The 12,514-nt window shown below is 56.0% G+C and carries 13 protein-coding genes; 11 read left to right on the forward strand and 2 right to left on the reverse strand.

The features are described from left to right. Nucleotides 1-58 precede the first annotated feature (58 nt). Together panB and J7M22_01200 are read right to left on the reverse strand one after the other, a co-directional pair. Nucleotides 59-835 carry a 3-methyl-2-oxobutanoate hydroxymethyltransferase gene (gene panB, locus J7M22_01195; GenBank protein MCD6505216.1) on the reverse strand — a complete coding sequence of 259 codons (777 nt, stop codon included), beginning with the start codon at nucleotides 833-835 and terminating at the stop codon, nucleotides 59-61. Next, nucleotides 832-1,425, reverse strand: coding sequence for a biotin transporter BioY (locus J7M22_01200; GenBank protein ID MCD6505217.1), 594 nt, complete (start codon nucleotides 1,423-1,425; stop codon nucleotides 832-834). The genes panB and J7M22_01200 overlap by 4 nt, the downstream gene beginning before the upstream one ends. 172 nt (nucleotides 1,426-1,597) lie before the next feature. On the opposite strand from J7M22_01200, the gene J7M22_01205 reads away from it, so the two are divergent. The 11 genes from J7M22_01205 (at nucleotide 1,598) to J7M22_01255 (ending at nucleotide 12,475) form a co-directional block, all read left to right on the forward strand. After that, a complete protein-coding gene (locus tag J7M22_01205) occupies nucleotides 1,598-2,899 on the forward strand; it encodes a phenylacetate--CoA ligase (GenBank protein MCD6505218.1) in 1,302 nt (433 codons plus the stop codon). A gap of 3 nt (nucleotides 2,900-2,902) precedes the next feature. Beyond that, nucleotides 2,903-3,331 (forward strand): ACT domain-containing protein, encoded by a 429-nt coding sequence (locus tag J7M22_01210; protein ID MCD6505219.1) that lies wholly within the window; start codon nucleotides 2,903-2,905, stop codon nucleotides 3,329-3,331. Nucleotides 3,332-3,343: 12 nt separating this feature from the next. Next, nucleotides 3,344-3,562 carry a hypothetical protein gene (locus J7M22_01215; GenBank protein MCD6505220.1) on the forward strand — a complete coding sequence of 73 codons (219 nt, stop codon included), beginning with the start codon at nucleotides 3,344-3,346 and terminating at the stop codon, nucleotides 3,560-3,562. Next, on the forward strand, nucleotides 3,549-4,220 hold the full coding sequence (locus J7M22_01220; protein MCD6505221.1) for a nucleotidyl transferase AbiEii/AbiGii toxin family protein: 672 nt from the start codon (nucleotides 3,549-3,551) through the stop codon (nucleotides 4,218-4,220). Before J7M22_01215 ends, J7M22_01220 begins: the two co-directional genes overlap by 14 nt. Nucleotides 4,221-4,262: 42 nt before the next feature. Further along, nucleotides 4,263-5,405, forward strand: coding sequence for a hypothetical protein (locus J7M22_01225; GenBank protein MCD6505222.1), 1,143 nt, complete (start codon nucleotides 4,263-4,265; stop codon nucleotides 5,403-5,405). A gap of 268 nt (nucleotides 5,406-5,673) precedes the next feature. Next, nucleotides 5,674-7,470, forward strand: coding sequence for a sigma-70 family RNA polymerase sigma factor (locus J7M22_01230; GenBank protein ID MCD6505223.1), 1,797 nt, complete (start codon nucleotides 5,674-5,676; stop codon nucleotides 7,468-7,470). A gap of 52 nt (nucleotides 7,471-7,522) precedes the next feature. Then, nucleotides 7,523-8,647, forward strand: coding sequence for a hypothetical protein (locus J7M22_01235; GenBank protein MCD6505224.1), 1,125 nt, complete (start codon nucleotides 7,523-7,525; stop codon nucleotides 8,645-8,647). Next, a complete protein-coding gene (locus tag J7M22_01240) occupies nucleotides 8,613-8,762 on the forward strand; it encodes a hypothetical protein (protein ID MCD6505225.1) in 150 nt (49 codons plus the stop codon). The genes J7M22_01235 and J7M22_01240 overlap by 35 nt, the downstream gene beginning before the upstream one ends. A 101-nt stretch (nucleotides 8,763-8,863) precedes the next feature. After that, complete coding sequence (locus J7M22_01245; protein MCD6505226.1) at nucleotides 8,864-9,244, forward strand: four helix bundle protein; 381 nt, start codon at nucleotides 8,864-8,866, stop codon at nucleotides 9,242-9,244. 43 nt (nucleotides 9,245-9,287) lie between these two features. Further along, entirely contained in the window at nucleotides 9,288-10,808 is a 1,521-nt protein-coding gene (locus J7M22_01250; protein ID MCD6505227.1) for a radical SAM protein, read from the forward strand. Continuing rightward, a complete protein-coding gene (locus J7M22_01255; protein ID MCD6505228.1) occupies nucleotides 10,805-12,475 on the forward strand; it encodes a glycosyltransferase family 4 protein in 1,671 nt (556 codons plus the stop codon). The genes J7M22_01250 and J7M22_01255 overlap by 4 nt, the downstream gene beginning before the upstream one ends. Nucleotides 12,476-12,514 lie beyond the last annotated feature (39 nt).

Consider the following 12,514-nt stretch of genomic DNA (forward strand, 5'->3'; position numbering starts at 1 on the left):
AATGACCTAATGGCTATAAATGACCACATTTAACGTTCCAACGTTCAACGAGCCAACGTTATCTATATGAATGTTCCTCGTCCGGGAAGATCCCCTCCTTAACCTCCCGGACGTACTCCCTGAAAGCCCGTTCCATCTCGCCCGACAGATGGGCATATCGTTTGACGAACTTCGGCTTGAACCTCTCGAACAGCCCCAACATGTCGTGACTGACCAACACCTGGCCGTCGCAATGGGGCCCCGCGCCGATCCCTATGGTGGGTATCTCAAGCGACGATGTTATCCGGGAGGCCAGATCCATAGGGATACATTCCAGGACGATCGAGAAGCAGCCAGCCCTCTCGAGGGCGAGGGCGTCTTCGAGCAACCTCTGAGCCGATTCCTCATCCCTCCCCTGAACCCTGAATCGTGTTATCGTCTGAGGCGTCAGACCGATATGTCCCATGACCGGTATCCCCTCGCCGACGAGTTTTTCGACCACATCGGTCACCTTCCCCTCGACCTTCACGGCATCGGCGCCCGCCTGGATGAACCTTCGGGCGTTCTCCAGCGCCAGATCGGGCGTATCGTAGGATCGATACGGCATATCGCCGACGACGAGAGGCCCCTCGCTCCCGTTCGCCACGGCGCGGGTGTGATGGAGCATATCCTCCATCGTGACCTTCCTCGTGGTGTCATACCCGAAGAAGACCATGGCGAGGGAGTCGCCGACGAGGATCATGTCCACCCCGCACCCGCTCATGATCTTAGCCGTTATGTAATCGTAGGCGGTGAGCATGGCGATCCTCTCGCCCCGCCGTTTCATCTCGATTATATCCTCCACGCGCCTCTTCAACTCCGATCACCTCGCCCCATCAGGTATTCTCTAAGCCTCCATCCGGACGGCAGACAGATCGATATGAGGCCGATCTTGATGAGATCTCCCGGGATAAAAGGCCACAGTCCCATCTTGAAGAGGGCGTTTAGGGGGATGAACCTGGATAGCCACAGGAGTCCCGGAAGATATATCGCCAGCTCACCCGCTAGCATGGCGGCCAGACATCGCCTGTAGCTTCTATCCCAGCCTCTCTCCGCCAGATATCCGACGAGATAAGCTGCCAGGAGGAATCCGATCAGATATCCCCCCGTCGGCCCGGCGAGATACGAGAGGCCGCCTCCTAAGCTGAAGAGGGGCAATCCCGCAACTCCCAGCATCAGATATAGCGCCATGCTTGCCGATCCGAGACTCCGTCCCAGAAGCAGCCCCGCCGAAAGCACGGCGAAGGTCTGCATTGTTATCGGGACGGGCGTGAACGGGAGGGATATCCTCACCTTAGCACATAAAGCGGTGAAGATGGCGAATCCCACGACAGCCGCCGATCTGCTCAGAACCCCCTCCAAGAGGAAAAATGCCCGCAATATGGTCGTGCCTCGAGCTTTAGCCATGTGATCATCCCTCGAAACCCTGAGTTTTGCCTTTAATTTTAGCACCTGCGACCCTCAAAAGCAAGCGGTAGGGGCGAGGCATTCAAAGAAGAATGCCTCGCCCCTACTACCTTGACACGATCCCCCGAAAGGGTTATAATCACCTCACGATATCGTCAAGGTGAAGGGGAAAATGTTCTGGGAGAAAGAGATAGAGACCCTACCCAGGGAGGAACTTGAGAGGTTACAGGTTCGGCGTCTACGCCAGACACTTCTGAGAGCCCGAAACTCCCCCTTTTATGGAAGGCTTTTTAAAAGGATCGGCCTCGATCCTGAGAGGGTGAACTCGCTCGACGTGCTCAAGGACATCCCGTTCACGACCAAGGAGGATCTGCGGGCCAACGCGCCATATGGATTCCTGGCCGTCCCGAAAGAGGAGATCGTCAGGCTCCACTCCTCATCCGGCACGACAGGTATCGCCACGCCTATCTTTCATACGGCATCTGACATCGAGAGCTGGGCCAACCTCGTCGCCAGATGTATGTATATGGTCGGCGTCAGGAGGGAGGACGTATTTCAGAACACGATGGGGTATGGGCTTTTTACGGGCGGACTGGGCTTCCACTACGGGGCGGAGAAATTGGGCGTGATGGTCATTCCCTCCGGCCCGGGAAACAGCCGCAGGCAGATCTATCTGATGCAGACCTTCGGCACAACCGTCGTCCACATCCTGCCCAGCTATGCCATGAGGCTGCTCTCGGTTTTCCAGGAGATGGGGCTCGATCCGAGGTATGACACCCGGCTGAGGATAGCCTTCATCGGTGCTGAACCCCATTCGGAGGAGATGCGAAAGAGGATCGAGGACGCCTACGGGATGGACGCCTACAACTCATACGGCCTTTCGGAGATGAACGGGCCGGGCGTGGCGTTTGAATGTCCACACAAAAACGGCCTGCACGTCTGGGAGGACAGCTTCATACTGGAGGTGATCGATCCCGAAACCCTCGAGCCTCTGCCCGACGGCGAGGAGGGCGAATTGGTGTTCACTACCCTGACCAGGGAGGGAATGCCGATCATAAGGTATAGATCCAGGGATCTGGCCGCCGTCTATCCCGAACCATGCCCCTGCGGCAGAACTCACAGACGTATCTCGCGCATCAAGGGGCGAACCGACGACATGCTCATCGTCAAGGGCGTCAACATCTTCCCGATTCAGATCGAGCGGGTGCTCATGAACATCCCCGAGGTCGGAACGGATTACCAGATCATACTCGACAGGAAAAACTATCTGGACGCCATGACCGTCCGTGTGGAGATAAACGCCAAGTTCTTCGACGGCGATATAAGACATCTGGAGCGGCTGCAGAAGAAGATCGTCGAGGAGCTCCGCTCGGAGATAATCATCGAGCCTGAGGTCGAGCTGGTCGAGCCGGGAAGCATCCCCAAAAGCGAAGGCAAGGCGGTCAGGGTGATAGATAAAAGGGGAGGTGGATGAGGAATGGCGTATCAGGTCTCCGTCTTCGCCGAAAATAAGCCCGGAAGGCTCGGCAGGATCACCGAGGTTTTGGCGAGGGCGAACGTCAACCTCCGCGCCATAACCATAACGGGGACGGAGCGGTATGGGGTCGTGAAGCTCCTCGTGGATAAACCCGATCTGGCCTATGACGTCCTGATGGAGGCGGGGTTCTCGGTCAGAAAGCAGGAGATCATAGCCATCCTGATAGATGACGCGCCCGGAAGCCTCAACTCCGTCCTTAAGGTGTTGGCCGAGAAGGGGGTGAACATCGAGAACGCATACGGCTTCCTGACGCATGAGTCCGACAGGGCAGTCTTCGTCTTCGAGGTCGAAGACCTGCGAAGGACGAGGGAGTTGCTTCAGGAGGCCGGGCTACAGCCTCTGAGCGACGCCGAGATAGCGGCGCTCTAGGAGGAGCGTGGAATGAGGCCCAAACGATATATCGTCTGGTCTAAAAGGGAGATAGATCTGAACGATCCGTGGCAGAGGCGATGGTATATCCGGCAGGTTCTCTGTCACGGGCGGGCTGAGGATGTGGCCGAGCTGGATTGGGATGAGGTGAGGGCGCTTCTGGATGAGCTGGATCTGCCCCCTGAGATCAAAAGGCTATGGGAGAATTACTTCCGTCATGTTGATGGGTAAGGGTATCATCACCGATCTTCAGAGAGAGATATTGGAGGCCTTCGCCCAGCTTCCCGATTCCCCTACCTTCTATCTGACAGGCGGCACGGCGTTGGCGGAGTTCTATCTCGGACACAGAAGATCTTACGATCTGGACCTTTTCACATCGGAGATGGACGTTATATCTCCCTTCTCCAGATCGTTTGAGCGGGAGCTCAGCAATCGGTTTCAGTTAAACGTGATAAGACGGTTCCAATCCTTTGTCGAGTTTGAGGTGATTCGTCGAGAGGATGCGGTACGGCTTCAGTTGGCTCTGGATACCCCTTACAGATTCAATCCCCCTTTAAAGAGCTATCTCGGCGTTATGGTGAACGATTACAAAGACCTCATAGTGGATAAGCTGCTGGCTTTTTTCGGCCGAGCTGAGCCCAGGGATGCCGTAGATCTGTTCTTCATCCTGAAGGATGAATCCGTGGATGAGCTCCTCTCACTCGCTAAGAAGAAGGATCCGGGTTTCGATCTATACTGGTTCGCTGTGTCATTAAACAGGGTTATGGATTTTCCGGATGAAATCGACCGTTGGCCCGTTGAGATGATCCTGAAAGTTGAGGCCTCAGAGATAAAGAGGAGATTTTCATCTTTAGCTCGTGAGATCATGAGTATGATAGGGGAATCATAGGCGCGATCGATATGTCGTGCCAAATCCGAAAAGGAGGGAGTGATGAAAGGGAAGACGATTCTGATGATCCTGCTGTTCGTCCTGGCGGCCATGCTCACCGCCGAGGCGAAACTGACCAACGTCGCCCTCTTCAGGTTCTACGTGCCGCTCAAAGAGGGGGATATCTCCCAGTTCCGCGCCGAGCGGCTCATAACCATGGCCACGGGGGAGTTGAAGGATGTGGCTAACTTCAACGTCTCCATCTATTTCCACCCCTGGGTGCCGGTTATGCCGGGACAGATATACGTGGAAAGCGTATACTTCACCCTCAAAAAGCTGCCCGGCATCGGCAAGTTGCCTCTCAACGGCTCCATATTGATCGGTCAGGGGAGAAACCGAAACTTCGGCGTGATGCCTTCCTACTCCAACAGAAAGACCAGCGAATACGGGATCGTCTCCGACATGTTCACACATGATAGGATCCAGGGGATACAACTGAACTTCTCCCAAAAGCCCATCTTCTTCGGCATCTCGCTCCACAACGGCTATAAACTCGGAGCCCGATCCATGGGAGGGGTGAAGTTCCTCGCCGATAGGGGACTGGATCTGGTCAATCACGCCAACGACGTTGATAACGGCAAGGAGATAAGCATCAGGGCGGGTATCAAATGCCCCAAAGGCCCGTCCGATGCCGCCATCTCATTCTCATACGCTAAGCTCTACGACGACGGAAAACCGATCGACGATCCGAAGAAGAACGACGATATATCCTTCCTGAAGGGTATCATCGGAAAGGAGACGGAAAAACGGGATAAAATCAGGATTGGCTTCGATTCAACCGCCGTGTTCAAGAAGAGAGACCTGCCCGTATACCCCTCCATGCTCCGCGGCGAGGTTTACTACGGCATGACGGGAGACCTGAACCATATCGGATTATGCGGCCTGCTCGGCGTGAAGGTTAAACCCCTCAAGCTCGATCTGTATACCAGAGTCGGCCGGATTCAGCTCGATCTGGAGGATAACCAGCGCAGCCCCAAGAACAGCCTCACCTGGAACCTCACCCAGATCTGCGTCTCAGGCGTCTTCGCCATCCAAAAGGGGATAACGCTCAGGGTGGAGTATGAGAAGAACATCGAGGACGTGCCCGGAGGCGGCGAGGCGCCCGATAACGATAGGCTCTTCTTCGAAACCCTCATGGCCTTCTGAAATCCCAAACGAGGTGAGGGGCGAGGAGCTTATCTCCCCTCGCCCCTATCCCCTCTCCGGCCTCCCGTTTCCCGTCTCCTTCCAGAGGAAGAGCCGGAAGATGAAATCATCGCTTCTTCCCCCGACAGAGAACGTTATAACGTTAAACGTCGAACGTGTAACGGGTCGGATCTCCGCCTGAAACTCGCGCTGAAGGTCGCGCGCGAGTTTTGACCCCTAAATCGCGTCTTATATAATAGAAGGAGTTTTTACTTTTGGAGGAAAAAGTATGTCCGATCTCAGGACCCTGATCGATAGATCCATAGGCGGCGATATGGATGCCTTCAGCGAGCTGATGCTCAGATACCAGAACGCCGTCTACAGCATAGCGCTTAGCGCCCTTGGCGATTTCATGCTGGCCGAAGATGTGACCCAGGAGGTCTTCATCTCGGTCTACCAGAACCTATTCGCCCTCGGCGACGTCGATAATTTCCCCAGATGGCTGAGGGCTATAACGATGAACATGTGCAGGGCATTTATCAGAGAACGTCAGAAAGGCGTTGAGATCCCCACCTCGCCCTCCTCGTTTCCCATCAGATACTGTCCCCCGTCGGCCGAGCGGGAGATTGAGGAGAAGGAGAGACACGCCCAACTCAACTCGGCGCTCAAGGCGCTGCCCGAGGAGCAGAGGAGGATACTGCTGCTGAGATATATGGAGGAGATGAGCTACGACGAGATGGCCCAGTTCCTGGGGATAAGCAGATCGGCCGTCGAGTCGAAGCTATACAGGGCCAGAAAGGCCCTCCAGGATGAGATGCTCAGAAACGCCGAAAGACAGCTCCGTAGCAGCAGGCTCTCGGAGGGGTTCACCGAAAGAGTCCGGAGGGAGATCACCGAGAGGTTCCTGCTGATGGAGGAGAGCGAGATCGATATATCGCCGGACGACACCCTGGTCATCTATCATGACCTCGGCGCGCCCGATACTGTCTCGTGGGCGCCGCTGAAGATCATCGGCTCAGATGAGGGCATGTTCATCCTCCGCAGATCCTTCCTCGGCCGATCGACCGACGAGGCCAGGGGGATGATCGGCAACCTGAACCTCATACTCGAAAGGCGATCCGGAAACCTCGTCGATGAGATCACAAGGGGGAACATATGGAGCGAGGCGGTGAAGGACAGGGGCGAGATAATCGCCAGATATAAATCCAGGCTGCGTTTCATCCAGGAGCTGGGCGAGATCTTCGAGCGGAGCTTCGAGGAGGCCAACGACGCTCTGAGGGAGGTGCTGAGCGGCGAGGCGGTGCTTCTCTCCCTCAGAACCGATCTCCCCTCGGCGATATCCGTCCATCCCGATGACGCCGGCAGGTTCTTCAGGCCCTTCATACTCAACGATCGACGCGGCATCGGCCCGCCGATGAACGTCGAGATGACCCTGCGCCTGCCCCCCTGCAGAAGGGTCGTCGTCATCGGAAACGGCATCGTGGGGATAAGAGAAGTGAAGGCCGATCTGCTGCTCGTGGGCAACGGCGCCCTTCAGTTCATCGCCGATGATGTGACGGGATCAATCGAAGCTTACGGCGCCATTCCCATCAGGATAAAGGGCATAAGGGGCGACGTGACCGTCAGAAATCCCTTCTACAGGCACGGCGTCGTCGTCAGGAAAGGGACCATCTCGCGCGTCAGGGCGCCCGTCGTGACGTCCAGGATAGGGGATATCAGGGGCGATCTGAGGATGACGCTCATGGACGTGGACCTTGCCATACGGGATGTCCGCGGCGAGGTGGAGGTCGAAAACCCGTTCGGATCGACCGAGATGACGATACCGCGGGATCCGCCGAAGAGGGGCGAGATCAGATCCGTCTCCGGCCTCATATCCATCCGAATCTCGAAGGAGGCCGACGAGAGGATCTCCGTCGGGATGTGGTCCGAATGCGGAGCCATCCATTTGGGCGAATGGGGGAAATCGGTATATAGACATAACGACGCCTTCGTCATGTACGTCGGCTCGGCCCTCTGGGAGGAGGCCGAGGGGGCCGACCTGAAGGCCAGGACGGTCGCGGGGGAGATAAAGATTAGTCATTTGTAGTCATTTGTGGTCATTGATAGTCATTGATCGTCGTTAGGGAGGTTTGAGAGATATGGGTAAAAAGGTGCTTTTCTTCACGAGAGGTGATGGGACCAACCACGCCAGGAGGGATCTGGCCATAGCCAAGAGGATCGAACAGGAGGGAGAGGGCGTGGAGGTGATATTCGGGTCGTGGGGCGAGGGATGGAGGTGCATCCGCGGCGCCGGATGGAGATGCGAGAAGATCGGAAGGAAATCAGGCGACGATCACGAAAGGCTGGTCTACATCGGCAAAACCATCGGAGAGCAAAAACCCGACCTGATCGTCACGGACGAGGAGCTTCTGGCCCTTCCCATGGCGAAGGTCTTCGATATCCCCTCCGTCCTCATAACCAACTGGTTTCCGCCTAACGAGAGACACCCCCTCATGGGCTACTTTATCGATCCGGACCTCATCCTCGTCCCGCTCCCGGAGGACATATACGCCAAGCCGGTGGACCTCCTGACTCCGGTCAAATGCGTCGGCCCGATCGCGTTTCTGAACGAGACGGCGTCCAGGGTGAGGGGGAAGATCAGACAGAAGCTGGGCCTTGCCATGGACGAAAAGCTCATCCTGGTCGAGCCCTGCGGCGTGGAGCTGGAGGACGAGGGTTTCCTCAAATGCTGCGCCGAGGCGTTCGGGAACCTGGGGCTGCCGGTGAGGATGATCATGGTGGTCGGCAAGCTGAAGGCCGAGATCGAGAGCATCACCTGGTCGGACGCCAGGATACAACTGAGGGATCACCTCCTCCAGCCCGAACCGTACATGATGGCCAGCGACCTTGTCATCCACAGGGGAGGCTTCTTCACCATATGGAAGCTGATAGAGATGGGCGTGCCGGCCATATACGTGCCCAGGATGGAGGAGGAGTTCCGACCTCAGATCATCCAGATGGCCAAAAACCTCGAAAAGAGGGACGTGATGATCCTCATGAAGGAGGAGGATCTGTCCGGGGACACGCTGGCGACCGCTATGAGGGAGATATTACGGAGCTATGAGAGGTGGAGGAGGATGTCCAGGGCGGCGGCCGAGCTCACGTTCGTGGACGGGGCCACTGGCGCCGCCCTGGAGATACTGAAAAAACTCCAGGAGGGAAAGGAGGTGAACGGGGATGATAGAGTCGATGAACGAGGAGCTGTGGACGGACCTCAGCACTGAGGAGCTCGAAGCCGGCATCTTCATCGAACCCCTCTGTATAGTCGAGTGCGACTGCTACGGTATTGCCTTCACTTGCAACCTGGATTGCGCGACTGACGGCAACAACATGAACTGAGGGGGCGAGAGAGGGGGTGAGGGGTGAGAGGCCCTTTGCCCCCTATGATGAAAGTCATTTGTAGTCATTTGTGGTCATTTATAGTCATCGGGGTTATAGGAATGAAGCTGGAGGAGTTACAGGTATATCAGATGACGATGGATATCGCTGAGAGGATATGGAGGATCGTCATTCGGTGGAATCATTTCGCGAGGGATACGATCGGGAAGCAATTGATGAGAGCCGTGGATTCCGTCGGGGCGAATTTAAGCGAAGGGTTCGGGAGATTCCACTACGGCGAGAACAAGCAGTTTTGCTATTACGCGCGTGGTTCTCTCTACGAGACGAGAACCTGGCTGATAAAGGCGTACAACCGCGGCCTGATAGACGAGGAGGTGTTTCAATCGTTGCACTCCGAGATCGAAAAGATTGGTGTAAAGCTGAATAACTACATCAGATCTATCGGCAGAAAACAACAAATGACTACAAATGACGATCAATGACTACAAATGACCATAAATGACCCTCAACGGGAGGTGCGAAAGGATGAGACTCAGCAGATATACCGTCATGATAAAATTGAGCGATGAGGAGTATATGCTCTTCCACGGGGTGAGCGGAGCCGTGGACATAGTGGATGGGAGGATAGCCGACGGGATCCTCAGGGTGGCGACGGGCGAGCCCCCGGAGAGGGCCTTCGACGAGGAGAGGATAGAGGTGCTCCTCAAACGGGGATATCTCACCGAAAAGAGCCACGAGGAGGAGAGGAAGAGGGCTCGTGAGATGATCCTCGCCATGCATAAGGGCCATCTCAAGAAATCCCCCGGATTCCTCATCGTCCCCTCCTACAGGTGTAACCTCAGATGCCCATACTGCTATGAGGGAAGGAGATATCTCTGGAGGCAGGACAGGATCATGGACAGGGAGACGGCGGATATGGCCTTCGAGGCCATGCTGAAGCTCATGGAGGGCAGGGAATACCCGCGGAATCACATATTGTTCTACGGCGGCGAACCCTTCCTCGAGGAACATATGGAGATCGTGGCATATATCATCGAAAAAGGCGTAAAGCTCGGCTTCACCTTCGGCGCCGTGACAAACGGCACCAACGTGGAGAAATTCCTGCCCCTCTTCGGCGGTCCCGGAAGGTTCGTCTTCTTCCAGATAACCCTGGACGGCCCCCCAGAGGTGCACGATAAAAGACGCAGGTACGCCGACGGAAAGGGCTCATTCGACCGCATCGCACGTAACATCTCACTCCTGCTTCAGGACGGATACAGGGTCTCGCTGAGGATGAACGTGGATCAGTCGAACGTAAAACAGGCGGGACGGATGATGGATCTGGTGGAGAGGATGGGGTGGCGTAAATACTCCACCTTCAACGCCTATTTCGCCCCCGTGCACAGGGAGGGAGGCAGGCCGTGCATCGAGGAGCCCTTCTTCTCGTATCAACTGATAAAGGCCCTCGGCGACAAATACGCCTACATGGGCGAGACGAGAGGAGGGGTCTTCAGGACTTTCGACCGCGTCTTCAGGGTGGGCAGAAGGGTCGAATTCAAAACGGCCATCTGTGGGGCGACCGGGACGCAATACATCTTCGATCCCTACGGCGACATCTACACCTGCTGGGACGCCGTCGGGATTCAGGAGGAGAAGGTCGGAAGATTCATTCCGAAACTCCAGCTCAACGAGATGCATGATAGGTGGAGCTGGAGGACAGTCGCCATGATAGATGAGTGCATGGACTGTCCCTACCTCTTCGTCTGCATGGGGGGATGCCCCCACTACGCCTTCGAACGGACGGGAAAACTCGAAAGCCCCTTCTGCAATAACTTCCCCGCCTTCTTCGAACACCAGGTCAAAATGGCCTACAGGCTCTATAAGATATCAAAGAACCGAAAGATCGGATCGGTCGAACGGGGCCTGGCCCTTCCGAGACTATCCCCACGTCTCCCATCAGATCCCAGACGAGGGAGAGAGGCGGAAAGGGAGGAAAAGGGGGACGTTATAGCCATCGAAGTGCCGAAGAAGACTGAAAGGATGCATCTCATCGAGGTGCCGGCATGATCTTCGGGACGATTACGGGTTTCCCCCCCGAACCGCTGGCCGGAACGACTAGGGGGATATACGGGGCGAACGTGGCGATGTTCACCTTCCTCAAATCCCTCATCCGATTCGGCTCCTTCGACGAGTATCATCTGTTTATCTCGGCACACGATCCCGAGAAAGCTATAGAGAGCTGGAACAAACTCCTGAAACCCTTCGATGAGGGGGGAAGGCTCAGGCTGAACGATCTGTTTCAGCTGAGGAGGTTTATCAGGGAGAAGCGGTTCACTGTCTTCCACGGCAAACACGATCTCGGCGATCTGGCATACCTCAGGGCGCAGCTCTCGCCCGACAGACCCTTCCCCGTAACCGGAAGGATCGACTCCATAAGCTATCAGTTCCTCCTGCCCGATCTGCTGCTGATGATGCTCAGGGGTAACCTATACCCCTTCGATGCCGTGATCTGCACCAGCAGTCAGGCCATGAAGGCATACGAGACGCTGCTGAGACAGGCGGCAGGGGATTTCGAGGAGAGATACGGCGTAAAACTCCCATTTCACCCCAAACTCGTCCATATCCCGCTAGGCGTGGATGCGGATCAGTTCGCTCCGCGCGATAGGGCGGAGGCGCGGGCGCTGCTATCATTGCCTCAAAAAGGACTTATAATCCTATGCTTCGGAAGGCTCTCGGCACATGAGAAGATGGATCTGCTGCCCGTGTTGAGGGCGTTTAAGAGATTGACCGAGGATCATCCCCAACAGATGAGGGATGCGCTGCTGCTTTTGGCGGGGGATGACGCAAGATATGGATACGGGGAGAAGGTGGAGGGCTTCGCCAGAGAGATGGGGATATCCGAGCGGGTCAAAGTTATGCGAAATCCATCCTTCGCCGAAACACCCCTCATCTACTCAGCCTCCGATATCTTCATATCCTTCCCTGACAACCTCCAGGAGAGCTTCGGGATAACGGTCCTGGAGGCGATGGCCTCGGGACTGCCCGTGGTTGTCTCCGATTGGGACGGATACAGGGATACGGTCGTGCACGGCGAGGTGGGCTTCAGGGTGCCGACATACTGGGCGGATTGCGAGGGGAGGATCTCGCTCTACTCGCCGGTATGCGATTGGAGGCAGGAACATCTCTATTTAGCCCAGTCGGTATGCGTGGATCAGGGGGAGATGGTCAGGTTCTTAGGCGAGCTCATCCGAAACCCCTCACTGCGCCATGATATGGGGGATAAGGCCAGGAGACATGTGCTGGAGAGATACGACTGGCGGGTTGTGATCAAAAGATATGATGAGCTATGGAGGGAGCTATGGAGGGAGGCGGAGTCGTATGGGGAACTTGAAAGACAAAAGCCTATGTTTGTTCCGAATAGATTTGAGAGCTTCGGCGGGTATCCGACGCTGATACTGAGCGACCAGGAGGTGATCATAACGGAATATGGCCGTCAGGTTCTGTCCAGGCGTCAGCCGCTTAAGTTCTACAAGGGCATGAGATCTGTTCTGCTCCTCCCCGTGATCCAGGAGGGGCTCAAACTCGCCTCCCAGCCCATCCCGTTCGAGAACCTCGTTGAAAAGCTCATAGAGAGGTTCAAAAGATACTCCCCCTCCAAGGAGGACATAAGATATCAGTTGCTATGGATGCTGAAACATGATATGATAAAAGCGTGTGACGGAGGTGAGACCTAGGTGAGGGGATATCCATGGAAGCGAGAGCCCATATTGATC

The organism is Candidatus Poribacteria bacterium (genome assembly GCA_021162805.1).
In the GTDB taxonomy this organism is placed as follows: domain Bacteria; phylum Poribacteria; class WGA-4E; order B28-G17; family B28-G17; genus JAGGXZ01.